The sequence below is a fragment of the Collibacillus ludicampi genome (assembly GCF_023705585.1).
Classification (GTDB): domain Bacteria; phylum Bacillota; class Bacilli; order Tumebacillales; family BOQE01; genus Collibacillus; species Collibacillus ludicampi.
This window is the reverse complement of sequence record NZ_BOQE01000001.1, coordinates 1,930,090-1,947,434: the sequence shown is the minus strand read 5'-3', so window position 1 is coordinate 1,947,434 and position 17,345 is coordinate 1,930,090. Positions and strand designations below refer to the sequence as shown.

Sequence of the window (17,345 nt, the reverse complement as noted above, 5' to 3'; positions counted from 1 at the left end):
CGAACAACATTCTGACATCCGTACCGGAAGGAAAGAACAATCAACGAAGGATTGTCTTTCCTTTGGTACATTTATCCCGTTTCTGTCTGTATGTCTATTTCTGTGTACATAACTTTTATTTCAATGCCCGTCATAGACCCTCGAGCTTTGTAACTCACCAGTCCTTCCGGCGCCGTTTGTTCCATCAATAATTCCGCCAGCGGAACCATTACATATTTACGCACCGCTCTTTTTAAAGCGCGTGCTCCATACTTCCTGTCATATCCCTTTTCAAGCAGAAATTCTTTCGCGGAAACATCAAGTTCCAGCTCACAGCCGTATCTTCGAAGTTTTCGGTTGATCTGCTCCGTAAACAAATCAATGATCTCGAATAGTGTCTGTCGAGTCAGCCAATTGAAGGTGATGATGTCGTCGATCCGATTGATAAATTCGGGTCGAAAACTGCTTTCAAGTCTTCTTTTGATGAGATGATCGAGAATCGTTTCATTTTCCTTAACTTTCCAGTTTACAGGATTTAAGAAATGAATAGCCTGTTTGGCAAGAAAAGAAAATTTGTTATCGGCAAAGCTTTGGATTTCTCTTGCCCCCAGGTTGCTGGTCATAAAGATCAGGGTGTTACGAAAATCAATCGTCTCTTCACCCGACGCGATGGTCATGACGCCGTTGTCGAACACGTTCAGTAACGTTTGGATCACCTGCGGACTTGCCTTTTCAATTTCATCGAATAATAGGATCCCCGGCCTGCTGTAAGATCCTTCGATTTTTTCCTTGTCAAAGATGGTAGAACCTTCCCGGCTCCCGACATATCCGGGAGGAGCGCCTGTCAGCGCCGCGGCATAATGATCGAGAGACAACGTATTCATGTCCACTCGGCAAAACGATTCCCGGCTCCCGTGGATCGCTTCTGCCAGAACGCGGACAATTTCCGTTTTCCCGACGCCGGTTGGACCCAAAAACAACCCGATGTACAAAGGTTTGTCCGGATCGGCAATATCAGCCCGCACAATTTTCAACATGTTTTCGATGCTTTTCAGCACATGTTCCTGCCCGAGAATTCTATTCCGTAGCCTCTTCATGACCTCTTCCACATCAAACCGGAAACGGGTCTGAATTTTACGGATCGGTTGATCAGCAGGCGAGTCAGTCACATCAGGCACTCTCTGTTTTTCCTCCATCTCTTTCCGCCTTCGTTCGGCCGCATAATATTCCAGCTTGTCATTGATAAATGGCATGGTGCTTCTCCCCCGCTCGTCTGCTTGTGGGAAAAAGGAGCCAGACCCTTCCAAGCACTGACTCCTTCCCTAATGGGTTATTTTGATTTGCCTGCCGCCAGCACTTTGCCTTCGTGCGGAATCCCTTCAATCGGACACTCGGCGGTTCCGACTGTGGACCGGGTGATTTTTTCCACGTTTTCACGAGCCTGTTCCGCATCTAATACCCATGTGCGGTAGAAGTCATACGGACATTCTGCGACACCTTTGTCTCCGTCGCCCGCATTGATCAAGCCGGTATAACCCCTATGCAAAAGCTTGAAGAGGTGGTTTTGCGATTGCGAATTCCTGCGGAAATCACGGATTTGCGAAATCGAAATCTCCGCATATTGAATGCCGTTCTCTTCCGTACCGCACTCCCCGAGTGTCCGTCCATCGAATCCAATGATCGCGGAATGTCCAAAGTAGGAATACACACCGTCAAAACCGGTCGCGTTCGCAACCGCAACATACGTGTTGTTCGCCCAAGCCATTGCTTTCGCCATGATAATTTGCTGTTCCTTGGCCGGATACATGTAACCTTGGCAACGGACGATCAATTCGGCGCCTTTCATCGCGCAATCACGCCAAATTTCCGGATAGTTGCCATCGTCGCAAATAATCAGGCTCATTTTTAGTCCCTTCGGTCCTTCTGAGACAAAGGTTTTGCCGCCTGGATACCATCCCTCAATCGGGCACCAGGGCATAATCTTTCTATATTTCTGAACAATCTCGCCTTTATTGTTCATTAAAATCAGAGTGTTGTACGGGGGTTTGTTCGGATGATCTTCATGCTGTTCCCCTGTGAGAGAAAACACGCCCCAGGTGTTAGCCCTCCGGCAAGCTTCGGCAAAGATTTCAGTTTCTTCACCCGGTATGGTGGAAGCGGTTTCATACATTTCTTTCGGATCATACATGATTCCGTGGGTGCTGTATTCCGGAAAGATGACCAAATCCATACCCGGAAGCCCCTGCTTCATACCGACAACCATGTTCGCAATATTTCTCGCGTTCTCCAAAACTTCCTCTCTCGTATGCAAACGCGGCATCTTGTAGTTGACGACGGCCACTCCTACAGTATCGAAACTGCTTGAGATATCTCCGTGTCTCATTTCGAACACTCCCTCTATGAAAAATTAATTGTTTATCGCATTCATTGCTTTTTCTCAACCTATTCGATATAATACTTTGGGAATTGAAGTTAGATTTAGTAACGAGAGTGTGCTTGTTTAGAAATGGGACAACATTACATTGTCCCATTTTTTTTATTATTTAATAAAAAATCTCATCTCGTTCCCCAGTGAGAAACTCGTTGGCACGGGTCTCGATATCGCGCTTGTCTAACATCCCTGTTTCCACGACGAGTCGTTCTAAGGCTTTTAGCCATTGCTCATAGTAGTTCCAGTCAGGGTTATCTTTTTTCTCATTGGTCTCCCACTTAGCGATCTCCTGGATCAAGCGATCCCGGAAATCATCCCATGAGGTATAACGCTTTTCCTCGTACAACGCAAGAACTACACCAAAAGAGAGTCTTTCCCAGGGATCTTGGAAGTCTAATTCTCCGTTTTTTCTGGGTGGAGCGGTTTCCTCAGGCATATACGCAATGATTGATTCAACAGATGTAGTCTCACAATTTTTCATGGGTTACCTCCTATCGTACAGTAGCCGTAGGCGGCTCTACTATGGCAACACCAATCATGGCATCCCGAGTAACGAGTTGTGCAAGTTCTTCCTCCGTCATTCCTTCAGTACCCTCTGGTCTTTGCGGTAATACCATGAATCGTACTTCTGAACTGCTGTCCCATACCCGGATTTCGACAGATTCAGGCAACTCTAAACCGAATTCTTGAAGTACCTTTCTTGGCTCTTTTACAACCCGAGCCCGATAAGCCGGTTCTTTGTACCATGAAGGCGGTAAACCAAGCAAGGGCCAAGGATAGCATGAACATAGGGTGCAGACGACCACATTGTGTACAGTATCCGTATTTTCCACGACCCGGATAATTTCTCCCTGCAGACCATAGTATCCGAGTTCTTTTAATACAGTCACTGGATCTTCCAGCAATCTTTGTTTGAAAACGGGATCTGTCCAAGCCTTAGCGACGACCTTGGCTCCGTGCATGGGTCCAAGCTCATGTTCATAGTGTTGTACAACCCTATCGATCGCGTCATTGGAAAGGAGCCCTTTCTCGATAAGCAGCGATGCGATCGCGTTTGCGCGTGCCCCCCAATACGATTGCGGACGTGGATGGTGATGGGGGAAACGGGGATCTACTTTGTGATTATGAGACGTAATTTTGTGATCAGTCGTCATACGAAACTCCTCCTCTTATAAACGATTAGTGTGAAACAGGTTCCAAATAACTTTCCCAAAGATCGACATAAACTGAATCTTTCTGTTTGACCCCCCATAATTCTTCGGCTTCAAAACGCACGCGATAGATATATTGCGGGTTTTCTCCTCTCCTATGAGCGGCATCATCAGGGAAAACATGAGCCCCATACACTTCATCGATGACACCATACTTGTCACGAACGTAACGGGGGAATCTTGTATGACCCGTAGGGTGAATGTTCCTTGTCTTTATCCTCTGTCCCACCTCGAACCGGGGAGGAGACGATATTTCGCGTTCCGGAGACAAGCCTTCCAGCAGGGCTTTTTCTACAAGCTTTACTAATTCCGGATCTTCACGGTGCGGTAATTTTGTATCCGGTTTCTCCAAGAAAGCTTGTGTTCGAGCTTCGAGCTCTTCAGCGCTCAATACTCCCGTATCTAATAAGTTGTATTCGACGGTCGCAACCCAATGCCCATAATAGGATGACGTCAGATAGTCCACGGGACGCATGAGTTCAATACCAATTCGGAATTCATCAAAGGCCTTCATCCCTAATCCTTGTGCCATGCAGTTAGCCACAAGCGCGAAAGTAAGCCTTTCCCAATCAGCAGTGAAGTAAGGGTCGTCTTTTTCTTTTACATACATAACTTTCCCAAATCCATCCATACCTCCAAGATCGTGGATACCGTTCATTTGTATGCCTCCCCTTTGTGGAATTGAAAGAATTGTAACACAAAAGATAGAGTCAGTAAATAATAGATTTTAAAAAGTTAAAAAATTTATTATACTACTAATAAATAAAATGATAAGTAAATCCCCCCTCTCCTCCTTATAGATTTTGGCCAGTCACTTTTATATATAAGCAAGAGATATGCCAAGTGAAAATCGATCGAATCTATATGACACCCTTGTGAATGATTTCGTTTTTAATCCTACAATTTGTACAACTTTGGGACACGCAGACAATCATCATCTCCTAAACATTAAGAATTTATAGTATAATCAATTAAAAAGAAAATGTATTAATATTAAACATTGTATAAAAATTATACACTGGAAGGTAGGATCGAATGAAACTGATTCAAATCGGATTGTTATTTTCTTTAACAGGAACGACATCTGTCACGGAGAAGGGACAATATCAGGCAGCCCTTTTTGCATTAGAAGAATATCAACAGAAGAGGAACAAAAACGATATTCAATTTGAGTTTGTGATACGCGATATTCGCTCTGACCCTAATGAGTGTGTAAAACAGGCTTTAGAATTGGCTCAATCTGGAATACGAATTTTTATTGGATGCTACACATCAGCTTGTCGAAAGGCCATTTTACCTATTCTTGAACAATATGATTGTTTTCTTGTGTATCCTACTTTATATGAAGGACAAGAATTACATCCCCATGTTTTGTATATTGGAGAAGTTCCCAATCAGCAGGTTTATACGATGCTCCGTTACATGGTTCAACAATTTGGCCGCAGAGTCTATTTGATCGGCAATGATTACATTTATCCCCGATCTACGAATCAACAAGTTCATCAATTCATGATTGATTTACAGGGTGATGTGGCAGGAGAACTTTATGTTCCATTGGGGCATACACAATTTGTCCAGATCCTTGAAAATATCATGGCTGCTCACCCCGATACCATTCTATCTACTCTTGTGGGAGAGAGTACGATTCATTTTTATCGTACCTTTCATGAGCTAGGGTTAAAACCAGAACAACTTCCGATCTTTAGTCCGATCACATCGGAAGTCGAAATCAAAGCAATGGGAGCAAAATATGCAGCGGGTCATTATAGTTGTGCCAGCTACTTCCAAAGTATCCAAACGGAAGAAAATAAAAGATTTGTGGATGGTTTTTGCTCGCGATATGGACAACATACAGTCATTTCCTTCTCCATGGTGAATACTTATATTGGAGTGCAAATGATTCTACAATCCATTTCCCATATTGGAGATACAAAGAGACAAAAGATCTTGCAATCATTGTACGGAAAAAAGATCAAAACGCCCTGTGGCATCATCGAAGTGAACTCGAATAACCACTTGTCTCGACAGGTGAGAATCGCCAGGGCGAATATAAACGGGCAATTTACTATCCTTTGGGATTCCGAGAACTCAATTCCTGCCAAGCCTCTTGTCACCGATACCATAAATTTCAACGCAACAGAATCGAATAGTTGGAAAGCGGTCGTGGAGGTTTGGGGGCAGGAAACAAAAGAAGCAGTGGTGATTTTAGACGAAAGTAACCTCGTTTTATATGCGAATGATCGAGCTTTGGCCATACTTGGGATTACATTAGGTGAAACTGCAAGTCTCTCTACGATTCAAGAATTGACTCCTACCTATTCTGTTGTCGATCAAACCATTGGGCTGTATCCGGCATACCGTTTTATTATGCTTCGAGAAAAGAGTCATGATAACAAAAAACATGAACCGCATCACGAAACCATATATCAATTTAACACCATTAAAACCAAAAATAAGCTTTATCAAAAAGAACTCCATATTGCCAAAATCGCCTCGCAATCAGATGCGAATGTATTAATTCTGGGCGAGACAGGATCAGGAAAAGAAGTTTTGGCACGCGCTATTCATGAACAAAGTTCACGTCGCCGAGGACCTTTTGTAGCGATCAATGCTGGGGCAATCCCCAGAGAGTTGATTGCCAGTGAACTGTTTGGATATATCGAAGGAGCTTTTACTGGATCGAGAAAAGGAGGAGCGATCGGAAAATTCGAGGCAGCTCATAATGGAACTTTATTTTTAGATGAAATTGGAGAAATGCCGTTGGATTTGCAGGTCACCCTTCTGAGAGTGTTAGAGGAACGAAAAGTAGTCAGAATCGGTGATCATAAAGAACGTCATGTTGACGTAAGAATCATTGCCGCAACCAACCGGAATTTGAGGGAGGAAATTGCTTATCAAGGTTCCTTTCGGTCAGATTTGTATTACCGATTAAATGTTTTCACCATTACGATTCCTCCACTTCGTCAGCGAACCGAAGACATTAACCATTTGGCTTTGGAATTCCTGCAACAATTTCATCAATATTACGGAAAAGGACCAACTTCATTATCGCCCTTGACACTGCAAGCCTTACAAAACTATTCCTGGCCGGGTAACATAAGAGAATTGAGAAATGTTATGGAAAGAGCTTTTCTTTTGGCTATTGAAGAAGAAGAGGTATCGGTACAACACTTGCCAGGTGAATTTCACCATACGAAGGCTGCATTGCCAACTTCCATACCTTCTTTAAAAGATATGGAAAGATTGACCATCGAGCAAGTTCTCTCAGAATCTTCGAGTATAAGTGAGGCAGCAAAAAAACTAGGGATTACTAGGAGTACACTTTATCGAAAGATGGATCAATGGGGGATCTCTAGGAACATCAAAAAATAAGGCCTCTTCACTGTTTGGTATGGGTATCAGTAGATATTGAATCAACTTACTAATAGTAATTTTAAAACTTGACATTAGTAGAGTATCAAATTATACTTACTTACTAAAGATAACTATTGAGATGATTGGGAAGTCAAGAAAAATATTCCGTCTTTGTTTTGAAACATGATAGCTCTTTAACTCTTTTCTCCCGTATATATCCTAAAGCAATTATTCGAACGGTTGAAATTTCTGTTTATTATTAATTTTCATGAATAATCAATTTCAAATTGTGAAGCGCATCTAAATACAAGAGTTTAATAAGGGGAGATTAAACATGACGAATCGATACGAAATAGGATCACTCATTTTGCGACTCATGTTAGGTATTACATTTTTCGTTCATGGTTTTGCTAAATTTCACAATGGGATCGGGCATGTCGTTGGATTTTTTAACAGCTTAGGGATCCCCGGATTTGCCGCTTATGTGATTGCCACTCTTGAGGTGTTAGGTGGGATTGCCTTAGTTTTAGGGATTGGAACACGAATTGTATCCACATTATTCGCGTTCGATATGTTGGGAGCTATTTTTACAGCAAGATTAAAAGCCGGGTTTATGGGTGGATATGAATTTGAGTTAGCTTTGTTGGTCATCTCCATTTCTCTTGCTCTCACCGGAAGTCGATTCTATGCGTTTGATCAACTGCGTGCCCGGTCAAAACAGGCGGCTTAATAGAGACTGTTTGACACCCCACCTTCCATCATATAGATGGCAGGTGGGTTCTCTATATCATCAATTCCAGTTTTCTACTTTTATTTTTTCACAAGCATCTTAGATACGAGCTCATCCATAAACTTGTAATAAATTTGTAGGTACTGCCGGCTAATATGGTTAATGACTTCGGTTGCCCCCATATTTCCTTGTCTTGCGGATTGGAAAAACCATTTGAGCGCCTTGGTTATATCTCTTTTGCCCATTTCCCCGTTCAAGTACATAAGCCCTAAATTATATTGAGAAATATCGTCCCCTTCTTCCGCAGCTTGGCGAGCCCAGTAAAATGCTTTTTGGCTATCCTTGGCTACTCCTATCCCTGAGATATAAAAGCTTCCTACCATACTTTTAGCTTTGGTATGACCCTTTTCCGCTGCTTTCAGGGTGTATTCAAATGCTTGTTTGAGGTTCTTTGAAACCCCATACCCATAAAAGTAGTATTGTCCAGTAATGAACTGTCCTTCAACGGAACCATTATCCGCGGCCTTTTTGAACCATATAAAAGCTTCCTTTGTGTTATTTAATGTGGCATATAGATTTCCAAGCAAAAGTTGCCCATCTTTATCGTCCTGTTCCGCAGCTTTCTGAGCCCAATGCAGGGCTTTCTCAAAGTTATTCATGATCGTATAACGAGCTGCTAAAACAATTTGTGCATGTACTACACCTTGCTCTGCCATCTGTATAAATAGGACTTCTTGATTTCCAAATGATTGAGCAATTCTTTAGCCTTTGGGTCTCCTTGGTTAGCTGCTTTTCTTAGCCAATTTTCCGCCTGCTTTACATCCTTTTTGATGAATTTCCCGTATAGATAGCATGACCCGAGGTTACATTGAGCATCTACATCCCCCATATAAGCTGCCTCTTTCAGTAATTCCATACCTTCGGATACATTAACATCTACACCCTGACCATTCACATACATATGCCACAAAGATACTTTTGCTTTCGTTTCCCCGTTTTCAGAGGCCTTGCTTAACCAATAGACTGCTTTTTCATAGTTCCGTGAAACACCTTTCCCCTGATAGAACATCCTTCCTACATTGAACTGGCTGGGAGGAAACCCTTTTTCTGCTGCCTTTTGGTACCATTCAAAAGCTTGACTATCATCTTGTTCAGTACCGTCCCCTTGTTCGTAGATGACTCCTATCAAATCACATAGATGCGCTGACTGGAGTGTTGAAAAATCCGTTAGCTTTTGTATAGAGTCCATAAACAGATTGGCTTGCTGGCTCCCATTCAGGGCAAGTGACCTGAGCTTATTTATGTACTGGTTTAACTCCCAATTTTCCTTCGCACGTTGCACATAGTTTCGAGTACGGCTTTCCCATTCGGTATCAAAATCTTTGACTTCGACTTCATATTTATCGTGGCATTGTTTTGATCTCTTCCTCAATGTCATTTAGGAACTTCGGATCACCGAAACGTATGTATTGACGTAGAGCATCACTTGAAAAACTATTCCGGATGATTGGAGAATAGGCGAAAAGGAGATCCAGCATCATCAGTGCAGCTTCGCGATCCATAATTTGATTCGGATCAAGAAACCCTGCAAGGGAATGTGATAACTCATCCAAGGGATGTTGGGCTTCATATCCTCTATCGCGTAATATCTTCTTCCTGTCACTTTGGGCATTTTTCACAAAATCGAAATGATACAAAAGTTCATGTTTTATTTCGATCCCGCGTTGTTGTTCCCTGCCTTCCAAAAAACAGAGGAGGGCAAGTAACTGAGATCCAATAGAATCGCCTAACTTGGATAGCGTAACAATCATCCTGTCCCGGATATGCCAAATCGAGCTTTTGTTATATCTTCAAAATCGACCTCAAAAGCAATATGTCGCCCGTTACCCGGAAAACTAGAAGGTTCACGTTCCTCCGATATTTTTTCAACTTTCCAAAGTCCAAGAAAACTTTTATTAGGAACTATCCAAAAGAATGCAACTTGATCCTTCTCTTGAAACCAAAGTTCCAAACCTAATTTTTTATAAAAATGAATAGAACGTTCCAAATCCGTTACTGGTAAGTGTGCTTCATATAAGCCTTTAATCAATATAAATGACCTCCATTTCCGTTTGAGGGAGTCAATAGAGAAAAAAACTTCACTCGATCCAACAAGTTATTATCTCATCAAGCTCCCTAATAAGCATCATCCAAGAGTCGATTTTTGTTTCTTTTCAGCGACCACAAATACATAATCTCCTAGATCACTCGTGTATTTTCCTAAGATTTCATGGATTCGTCCGCTTTCGATATCCTTTCGTAATCGACTACATCCTGATTCGATTTCTTCCTGTGTGGCCAAATTCGCAAATGAAGAAATTCCGGCACGAACTTTCGGATTTAAATACATATGCGGCTCATATTTTCCACTATAAAGGAAGAAGTCCCGCAAATTGGGTTGGATCATAAATGTTTCAAGTCCTACAATAGTAAAACCAACCTGTTTCAGGATTTCTTTAACATAGTAAATGGAAGGCATTTGGTTACAAGAAGCTTCCATCATTTTAGGAAAATACTCGTTCAGCCAATAACGCTGCATTTGTTCAGGAGAGGAAGTGAATATCACAAATCTCCCTTTATCAATAACCCGATAAACTTCCTGAAAAGGAAAGATCAGATCGTCAAAATGGTGAATAGCTAATACACAAATAGCCCCTTCAAACGTTGAATTCGAAGCAATGATCAACCACGTCTCATAAAATGAAGTTCACCCAAGTTATCAGTAAATCCCCATTTTTTATAGAAAGAACGCATTTCTGGTCTACAATACAATTCAAAGTGTTTGACGCTTTTTAGTGAGGGGTGTTCACCTATTAAATCCATCAAAGCACGTCCTAGACCTGTCCCACGATAGTCCTTCCTAACAATCACGTCGAGGATTAAAGCTTTGTAGACATAATCAGTTAAGATTCGAGCAAATGCAATCAACTGCTCAGTCTCGGAGTCACAGAACCCAACGACTACATCGGAATGCTCAACCATACGTTGTACGTCCGACAACCGTCGGCCTTTTGTCCACCATTCCTGTTGGTATAAATGATACAATTCTTTAACGTGTTCATTCGTCAATGATTGGATGTAGTGTACAGACATAACGACTCCCCTTAATACTTTCCAGATTCTCAGACCTATAACTCCTAATTCTTTATATATTAGTAATGAAGAAACTCGACTTTTTCTTTCGTTATCGACTTATGCTAAGCAATTTTCAACAAAAAGTCCCTTTATAAATAATACCATCATATACCAAAACAATAAAGGTATTTAGCAAAAAATTGTAGTAATTCAAAATTATTTATGGGGTTATATTTTCAGTTGCTCCCCCTTCTCCCTTAGCCAGAGTGCATGAGTTCTTTATTTTTTGCACTAGAACCACTGAGCTTATTGACATTGACATTAATGTCAAGGTTTATAATCATTACAACACATGAATGAAAGGAGGTTATTAAAACGACCTTGCGTATTGGTGAACTCGCTCGACTAACAGGAGTAAGTCCACGTGTATTACGGTATTACGAAAAAAAGAAGCTAATTAGACCAGCACGATTGAAAAATGGTTATCGGGAATACAACTCCATGGCTATTAAACAAGTCAAAACGATTCAATTTTATTTAAGTCTAGGTTTTACTACAGACCAAATATCCCATTTTTTGAATTGTATACTCGAAAATAATGAAACTGTTTGCCAAGAAGTTTTGTCTACTTACGAAATGAAAATAAAAGAATTAGATAATTATATAAAAATTCTATCCGAAATCAAATCAAATTTGGAAGAACGGGTAAATGCGATCAAAGTTAGCAAGACAAACAGCTGTTAAATTATATGACGGCGGTTAATACTACGACAGATATTATTTCAAGTCTATTACCCGATTAACGTATCATTTCATGATTTGATTGATACTTTTATTCTGATAAACGTGCTCTGCAGTCTTGAGAAAATCTTTTCTTGTCTTTTATGGAGGAAAGGAGCTAAGAGCCTTGATCATCGATAGCCATAGTCATGTGATGTTACCAGTTGAACAACAAATCGAGTTAATGAACGAAGCAGGTATAAATAAGACAATCCTCTTCTATACTTCAATTCACCCCGAACGGGTAACAGATTTTCAGTCGTTTGAGCAAGAAATGGGAAAAGTGTTCAAAATTTTAGAAGGACATGTAAACGGTGCCGAAGCAAGAAAAAAAGGGATTGAAGAGCAGATGCAATCTATTCATCTATATCCCGATCGTTTTTTGGCCTTTGGTTCTGTACCAATTGGGTTAAATGATGAAGAGACAGCTGAGTGGGTAGAAAAACAAGTTATAGATAATGGATTTAAGGGACTTGGAGAGTTTACACTTGCTTCCGGGCAGATAAATACTTTGGAACCAGTGTTCAAAAGCTCTTACGAGTTTGGATATCTTCCCATCTGGGTACATACTTTCCATCCCCTTGGTTTGAACGATATAAAAGAGTTAGCAGAATTAGCAAAAAAGTATACAAAGGTCCCCGTAATCTTCGGGCATTTAGGTGGTCTAAACTGGTTAGATACGATCAAAATTACAAAAGAAATTTCTAATGCGTATATTGATGTTTCCGCTTTTTATACTACATTTGCATTATCTTTAGCAATGTCGGAGTTACCTGAGCGTACCCTGTTTAGTTCTGATAGTCCTTATGGTGATCCCTTGTTGGTAAGAATGGCGGTAGAACGACATTCAAGTGATCCGTACACACGTGAGCGTGTGTTAGGTGGTAATATTGCTGAATTGTTAAAATTATAACTAGGGAATCCAAAAGTCATTAGGGTGAAATTCGCAGATTGATCCGTCATGTTAAAGCAGACATTATAATCCCCAATATAGCCGGAATAAAATTCCCCATCTATCATAGAACCAAAGATTTGAGAGGAGCTATGGTTCGTGATTACAAGAGGGGATTTTTTCATGATAAAAGACATGTACAAGAAAGGAATGTCCATATCTGATATTGCAAGGGAGTTGAGGGTGGATCGAAAGACAGTTAGAAAGTATATTCAACAAGATTCACCTCCCTCTTTGAAAAAACGCTCAAAAGCGAAAATAGAAGGGCTTTTTCTAGCTGACTTCATGAAAAATCCCATAAGAAGAGAGTTACTTCTTATGGGACACTATTATGTCAGAAGATCAAGTCCATATTTGTGCGACAAATCCCTCGGTCATTTGTCCTAGCGAATAAAGTTCCTAAAATCATTTTGAAAATGGAACTTACCTCTATTTCTGCTCGCAAGAATTAAATTACTGAGTAAGGCCAGTACAATTGTACCTACCGTTAAGAAAACGAGACCATGCCATCCGAATTCTTTCCACAATATCCCCGGTATCCATGCTCCTAAGCTTCCTCCAACATAGAAAAAGAATAGGTATAATGATGTGGCAGCTCCCCTCGATTCTTCCGCAATGTCCGTTACAAACGCCGTAGTTGCCGATTGTGAGGCAAAGTTTCCAAGCGTCAACAATGATGATCCGACGATTAGGGCCGGAACAGACGAATAGAGTGTGATCAGGATTCCTACTCCACCAATCAGATGTCCTAGTGCCATGGTGGATCGTCTGCCAATTATATCAGACAGAAAACCAGCAAAAGGCGCGGAAAAGATCCCAAATGAGTAGGTGGCATACAAAAGCGAAATTTGTGTAATGGATAAATGAAAGGGAGATTCACTTGCATAAAAAGGAATGTAAGTGAAGAATCCGATAAACGCAAAGAACTGCGAAAAACCGATCAAGAAAGCCCCCACTAAAGCCGGATTTCGAAAGTGGAGCAAAAAGCTTTGTTCGCTTCGTTTCGATTGGTAGCGAGGGGAAGGTAAAAAATTCCATACAAGAAACGCGATTACGCTTGAACAAACCGCAATGACGCCGAAAACCGTTTGCCATGAATAGGTTTCGGAAATCGGTCCTGATATGACGCGCCCGACTAGTCCCCCTGCCACGTTGGCGCTGACGTAAACTCCCATTACGCGGCCTCTTTGATCCACCGGAAATTCTTCCGAGATGTAAGCCATAATCACCGCTGTTACGCCTGGTATGAAGAGGCCGTAAAGTGCGCGCCAGATTAGTACCATTGAAAAAGGTTGGGGGATGTACAACATGATGCTCGGTATTATCAGAGCGACACTCGAAAACAGAATCACTTTTTTCCTATCCCAACAGTCAAAAAGAGGTGCCGAGATAAGAGAAGTGGCTGCTAACGCGATAATCGTGACGGATATTGTCAAACTTGCTGTCGGAATAGAAATATCAAAATACTGTGCAAACAAAGGCAGAAGGGGTTGGGGTGCATAGAGAAGAACAAAAACATTCATGGTGGCCAGAAAAATAATCAGCAACCGTGACAAAGCTATCAGTCCTTTCTTAGTAGACAAGACACCATCCTTATAAGGGCATCTTCCCTGAGTAAGAGGATTTAAGGAGAGATCATAACAGTTTAATTATGGAATATATCACCTTATCACGTAAATAGAGAATATTGTAATACTTTGCGTGTATACGTTTTTATTTTAAATTTATATATTACAAATATTAAAAATAATATATCAGTAAATTACCGTATAATGTATGAGAATCAATTATTAAACAAAACTCTTGGTGCATTTCCTGCAGGATAATCAGGACATTGCGGTGATTCAGTCGTTAAGTGGCCTCAGTTCGGCCGATATGATCTTGCGGTATAGCCGACTGAATGAGGAGGACAAGATTCAGGCAGTGGAGTCGATATATAAAAACTGATTAGCAACATACACGCATGAAATCCCCCCTATGTATTACCCCTCCCTCTTTGAAAAAAACACTCAAAAGTGAAAATAGAAGGGCTTTTAGCTGACTTCATGAAAAACCCCATAAGAAGTGAGTAACTTCTTATGGGACACCATGTAATGGCGTGATCTGGATCTCCTTTAACATAATCTACATAGGTTTACAAATTCTCTTTGTGTGATATGAGTTTAAACAGCGGTGATAACGCTAATTTTGGGAAATTAGGAGAATTCATGAGAGATTTTACCTTACATTTCAAAAAATTTATCTCGTTCTACTTTGCATACTCTTAACCCAAATTGTTTGTACCAAATCTCTCTCCCTTTTTCCTGTGCGAGTTTATGTATTGCGTTTTCTTTCCGATTCTTTATTGCGTCTAGGGACTCCCAATATGAAACAGTAATACCTATTCCATCTGGGTCACGAACACTTTCCACCCCTAAAAAACCATGCTGTTTAGAAGCCAACTCCACCATCTTTTCTGCCATCTTTCCGTATCCATTATCCCCTTCTGTACGCTCTGATGTGAAAATCACCGCATAATAAGGTGGTTGCGGTGTTTTTGCAATAACACTCATAAGTTCCTCCAATAATCGAAATGCGCTTCTTTCACGAATTTATCATAAATGAATTCTTTCTACTACAACCTTTGGTAGACAATTTATGAGTTCATAATACTGCCTGTTAGCAAAAAAGGTTAACCCAGTCTAACTTTATTTTCAGAGAACAACAGCTCGAAAATAGCACTTTAGCTCGATAAAGATTAGCAAAAGAAGTGCAATCTACTCAGCGTTTGCACAAAAAAACGGGAACCCCTTGCTGTGCAAGGGATTCCCGTACCGGCACAAAGGCTGTGCCAGTGGTTATATTACATCATGTCCATGCCGCCCATGCCGCCGGGAACAGCCGGTTTTTCTTTCTCAGGTTTTTCAGCGACAACAGCCTCAGTGGTGAGGAACATAGCCGCTACAGATGCAGCGTTTTGGAGAGCGGAACGGGTAACTTTTGCCGGGTCAACGATACCTGCTTCGATCATGTTTACCCATTCGCCGGTAGCAGCGTTGAAGCCGATTCCTACAGGCTCTTTCTTCAGGCGCTCAACGATAACTGCACCTTCGAGACCTGCGTTGTCAGCGATTTGACGAAGAGGCGACTCGAGAGCAGCGCGTACGATGTTAACACCAGTGAGTTCGTCGCCGGTAGCTTCGACCTTGTCGAGAGCCGGAATGACGTTAACAAGCGCTGTACCGCCACCAGAAACAATACCTTCTTCAACTGCAGCACGAGTAGCGTTAAGAGCATCTTCGATGCGGAGTTTCTTCTCTTTCAACTCGGTTTCGGTTGCTGCACCCACTTTGATTACAGCTACGCCGCCTGCGAGTTTTGCAAGACGCTCTTGCAGTTTCTCACGGTCGAAGTCGGAAGTGGTTTCTTCGAGTTGAACTTTAATTTGGTTGATACGCGCTTGGATGTCCGCTTGACTACCAGCACCGTCAACGATGATGGTGTTCTCTTTGGATACGCGAACTTGACGAGCGCGACCGAGTTGATCGATTGTGGTGCTCTTGAGTTCAAGTCCGAGTTCTTCAGAGATCACTTGTGCACCGGTCAGGATTGCGATATCTTGCAACATCGCTTTACGACGGTCACCGAAGCCAGGAGCTTTAACAGCTACAGCTGTGAATGTACCGCGCAGTTTGTTGACAACCAAGGTAGCGAGCGCTTCACCTTCAACGTCTTCAGCAACGAGGAGAAGCGGACGACCGGATTGAACAACGCGCTCAAGAACAGGGAGGATTTCTTGGATATTGCTGATCTTCTTATCGGTGAGCAAGATGTATGGCTCATCGAGAACAGCTTCCATCTTGTCAGCATCCGTGACCATGTAAGGAGAAATGTAACCACGGTCAAATTGCATACCTTCAACGACTTCCAGTTCGGTCGTGAAGCCTTTGGATTCTTCAACAGTGATCACACCGTCTTTGCCGACTTTCTCCATTGCGTCAGCGATCAATTCGCCGATCTCTTCGTCAGCAGCGGAGATAGCAGCTACTTGAGCGATGTTATCGCGGCCTTCAACCGGTTTGGAAATGCGTTTGATTTCTTCGACTGCAGCGCGAACCGCTTTTTCGATACCTTTGCGCAGAACCATCGGGTTAGCGCCAGCCGTTACGTTTTTCAAACCTTCGCGAATGAGCGCTTGCGCCAATACAGTAGCGGTGGTTGTACCGTCACCAGCCACATCGTTGGTTTTGGTAGCGACTTCTTTTACCAATTGTGCGCCCATGTTTTCGAAAGAATCTTCTAATTCGATTTCTTTCGCAATGGTCACACCGTCGTTGGTGATCAGCGGAGATCCGAACTTCTTCTCGAGAACAACGTTACGGCCTTTCGGACCGAGAGTAACTTTTACAGCGTCTGCGAGTGCGTCAACACCACGCAACATAGCACGGCGAGCATCTTCACGGAACTTAATTTCTTTTGCCACGTGAATCTACCTCCTTAAATATGTAGTAGAGTGGTAAGTCTGATTATTTCTCAACAACACCGAGAATATCGTTTTCGCGCAGGATCAAATATTCTTCGTTGTTGAATTTCACTTCGGTTCCAGCATATTTTGAATAGATGACGCGATCGCCTACTTTTACATCGAGGGCTACAAGTTTGCCATCGATATATTTACCGGCACCGACTGCGATCACTTCACCTTCTTGTGGCTTTTCTTTTGCGGTGTCAGGAAGAACGATACCGCTTGCAGTTTTTTCTTCGCGTTCCAATACCTTAATGACCACGCGATCACCGAGTGGTTTAATCATGCAA

General features: G+C 42.0%; 18 protein-coding genes and 1 pseudogene. 5 read left to right on the top strand and 14 right to left on the bottom strand.

Going from position 1 to position 17,345, the window contains the following annotated elements; translation table 11 throughout:
* Positions 1-71: 71 nt before the first annotated feature.
* The 5 genes from DNHGIG_RS09790 to nthB form a co-directional block, all read right to left on the bottom strand.
* On the bottom strand, positions 72-1,232 hold the full coding sequence (locus DNHGIG_RS09790; RefSeq protein ID WP_282199463.1) for an AAA family ATPase: 1,161 nt from the start codon (positions 1,230-1,232) through the stop codon (positions 72-74).
* A 77-nt stretch (positions 1,233-1,309) separates the two neighbouring features.
* The gene (locus tag DNHGIG_RS09785; protein WP_282199462.1) at positions 1,310-2,362 is read right to left on the bottom strand and encodes an aliphatic amidase; all 1,053 of its coding nucleotides are present in this window, start codon (positions 2,360-2,362) and stop codon (positions 1,310-1,312) included.
* Positions 2,363-2,522: 160 nt separating this feature from the next.
* Positions 2,523-2,891, bottom strand: a complete 369-nt coding sequence (locus DNHGIG_RS09780) for a nitrile hydratase accessory protein (RefSeq protein WP_282199461.1) — start codon at positions 2,889-2,891, stop codon at positions 2,523-2,525.
* 10 nt (positions 2,892-2,901) lie between these two features.
* Positions 2,902-3,564, bottom strand: a complete 663-nt coding sequence (gene nthA, locus DNHGIG_RS09775) for a nitrile hydratase subunit alpha (RefSeq protein WP_282199460.1) — start codon at positions 3,562-3,564, stop codon at positions 2,902-2,904.
* A 25-nt stretch (positions 3,565-3,589) separates the two neighbouring features.
* On the bottom strand, positions 3,590-4,279 hold the full coding sequence (nthB, locus tag DNHGIG_RS09770) for a nitrile hydratase subunit beta (protein ID WP_282199459.1): 690 nt from the start codon (positions 4,277-4,279) through the stop codon (positions 3,590-3,592).
* Positions 4,280-4,656: 377 nt separating this feature from the next.
* On the opposite strand from nthB, the gene DNHGIG_RS09765 reads away from it, so the two are divergent.
* The gene (locus DNHGIG_RS09765; RefSeq protein ID WP_282199458.1) at positions 4,657-6,993 is read left to right on the top strand and encodes a transporter substrate-binding protein; all 2,337 of its coding nucleotides are present in this window, start codon (positions 4,657-4,659) and stop codon (positions 6,991-6,993) included.
* A 316-nt stretch (positions 6,994-7,309) separates the two neighbouring features.
* Positions 7,310-7,705: a DoxX family protein gene (locus DNHGIG_RS09760; RefSeq protein ID WP_282199457.1), complete on the top strand. Its 396-nt coding sequence runs from the start codon at positions 7,310-7,312 to the stop codon at positions 7,703-7,705.
* Positions 7,706-7,785: 80 nt separating this feature from the next.
* Here the strand turns inward: DNHGIG_RS09760 and DNHGIG_RS09755 are convergent, their stop codons facing one another.
* From DNHGIG_RS09755 to DNHGIG_RS09735, 5 genes are all read right to left on the bottom strand, one after another.
* Complete coding sequence (locus DNHGIG_RS09755; protein WP_282199456.1) at positions 7,786-8,421, bottom strand: tetratricopeptide repeat protein; 636 nt, start codon at positions 8,419-8,421, stop codon at positions 7,786-7,788.
* Positions 8,403-9,143 (bottom strand): tetratricopeptide repeat protein, encoded by a 741-nt coding sequence (locus DNHGIG_RS09750; protein ID WP_282199455.1) that lies wholly within the window; start codon positions 9,141-9,143, stop codon positions 8,403-8,405. Before DNHGIG_RS09750 ends, DNHGIG_RS09755 begins: the two co-directional genes overlap by 19 nt.
* Positions 9,144-9,512: 369 nt before the next feature.
* On the bottom strand, positions 9,513-9,794 hold the full coding sequence (locus DNHGIG_RS09745) for a VOC family protein (protein WP_282199454.1): 282 nt from the start codon (positions 9,792-9,794) through the stop codon (positions 9,513-9,515).
* A 96-nt stretch (positions 9,795-9,890) separates the two neighbouring features.
* A complete protein-coding gene (locus DNHGIG_RS09740) occupies positions 9,891-10,430 on the bottom strand; it encodes a class I SAM-dependent methyltransferase (protein WP_282199453.1) in 540 nt (179 codons plus the stop codon).
* Positions 10,427-10,837: a GNAT family N-acetyltransferase gene (locus DNHGIG_RS09735; protein WP_282199452.1), complete on the bottom strand. Its 411-nt coding sequence runs from the start codon at positions 10,835-10,837 to the stop codon at positions 10,427-10,429. The genes DNHGIG_RS09740 and DNHGIG_RS09735 overlap by 4 nt, the downstream gene beginning before the upstream one ends.
* 363 nt (positions 10,838-11,200) lie before the next feature.
* Between DNHGIG_RS09735 and DNHGIG_RS09730 the strand changes: the two genes are divergently transcribed.
* The 3 genes and pseudogenes from DNHGIG_RS09730 to DNHGIG_RS09720 all read left to right on the top strand — a co-directional run.
* Positions 11,201-11,563: a MerR family transcriptional regulator gene (locus DNHGIG_RS09730; protein ID WP_282199451.1), complete on the top strand. Its 363-nt coding sequence runs from the start codon at positions 11,201-11,203 to the stop codon at positions 11,561-11,563.
* A 163-nt stretch (positions 11,564-11,726) separates the two neighbouring features.
* On the top strand, positions 11,727-12,512 hold the full coding sequence (locus DNHGIG_RS09725; RefSeq protein ID WP_282199450.1) for an amidohydrolase family protein: 786 nt from the start codon (positions 11,727-11,729) through the stop codon (positions 12,510-12,512).
* Between the two features lie 138 nt (positions 12,513-12,650).
* Positions 12,651-12,809, top strand: a pseudogene (locus DNHGIG_RS09720) (helix-turn-helix domain-containing protein); the annotation flags it as partial.
* A 125-nt stretch (positions 12,810-12,934) separates the two neighbouring features.
* Here the strand turns inward: DNHGIG_RS09720 and DNHGIG_RS09715 are convergent.
* The 4 genes from DNHGIG_RS09715 to groES all read right to left on the bottom strand — a co-directional run bounded on the left by DNHGIG_RS09715 (position 12,935) and on the right by groES (position 17,341).
* Positions 12,935-14,134, bottom strand: a complete 1,200-nt coding sequence (locus DNHGIG_RS09715) for an MFS transporter (RefSeq protein ID WP_282199449.1) — start codon at positions 14,132-14,134, stop codon at positions 12,935-12,937.
* Positions 14,135-14,773: 639 nt separating this feature from the next.
* Entirely contained in the window at positions 14,774-15,103 is a 330-nt protein-coding gene (locus DNHGIG_RS09710; protein WP_282199448.1) for an antibiotic biosynthesis monooxygenase family protein, read from the bottom strand.
* Between the two features lie 290 nt (positions 15,104-15,393).
* A complete protein-coding gene (gene groL / locus DNHGIG_RS09705) occupies positions 15,394-17,013 on the bottom strand; it encodes a chaperonin GroEL (RefSeq protein WP_282199447.1) in 1,620 nt (539 codons plus the stop codon).
* A 43-nt stretch (positions 17,014-17,056) separates the two neighbouring features.
* Positions 17,057-17,341 carry a co-chaperone GroES gene (gene groES / locus DNHGIG_RS09700; RefSeq protein WP_282199446.1) on the bottom strand — a complete coding sequence of 95 codons (285 nt, stop codon included), beginning with the start codon at positions 17,339-17,341 and terminating at the stop codon, positions 17,057-17,059.
* Between the last annotated feature and the right edge of the window lie 4 nt (positions 17,342-17,345).

What these genes read in the sequence shown, in the direction of transcription:
- DNHGIG_RS09790 (WP_282199463.1), bottom strand. Translation starts at nt 1,232, where the DNA reads ATGCCATTTATCAATGACAAGCTGGAATATTATGCGGCCGAACGAAGG.
- DNHGIG_RS09785 (WP_282199462.1), bottom strand. Translation starts at nt 2,362, where the DNA reads ATGAGACACGGAGATATCTCAAGCAGTTTCGATACTGTAGGAGTGGCC.
- DNHGIG_RS09780 (WP_282199461.1), bottom strand. Translation starts at nt 2,891, where the DNA reads ATGAAAAATTGTGAGACTACATCTGTTGAATCAATCATTGCGTATATG.
- nthA (WP_282199460.1), bottom strand. Translation starts at nt 3,564, where the DNA reads ATGACGACTGATCACAAAATTACGTCTCATAATCACAAAGTAGATCCC.
- nthB (WP_282199459.1), bottom strand. Translation starts at nt 4,279, where the DNA reads ATGAACGGTATCCACGATCTTGGAGGTATGGATGGATTTGGGAAAGTT.
- DNHGIG_RS09765 (WP_282199458.1), top strand. Translation starts at nt 4,657, where the DNA reads ATGAAACTGATTCAAATCGGATTGTTATTTTCTTTAACAGGAACGACA.
- DNHGIG_RS09760 (WP_282199457.1), top strand. Translation starts at nt 7,310, where the DNA reads ATGACGAATCGATACGAAATAGGATCACTCATTTTGCGACTCATGTTA.
- DNHGIG_RS09755 (WP_282199456.1), bottom strand. Translation starts at nt 8,421, where the DNA reads ATGGCAGAGCAAGGTGTAGTACATGCACAAATTGTTTTAGCAGCTCGT.
- DNHGIG_RS09750 (WP_282199455.1), bottom strand. Translation starts at nt 9,143, where the DNA reads ATGACATTGAGGAAGAGATCAAAACAATGCCACGATAAATATGAAGTC.
- DNHGIG_RS09735 (WP_282199452.1), bottom strand. Translation starts at nt 10,837, where the DNA reads ATGTCTGTACACTACATCCAATCATTGACGAATGAACACGTTAAAGAA.
- DNHGIG_RS09710 (WP_282199448.1), bottom strand. Translation starts at nt 15,103, where the DNA reads ATGAGTGTTATTGCAAAAACACCGCAACCACCTTATTATGCGGTGATT.
- groES (WP_282199446.1), bottom strand. Translation starts at nt 17,341, where the DNA reads ATGATTAAACCACTCGGTGATCGCGTGGTCATTAAGGTATTGGAACGC.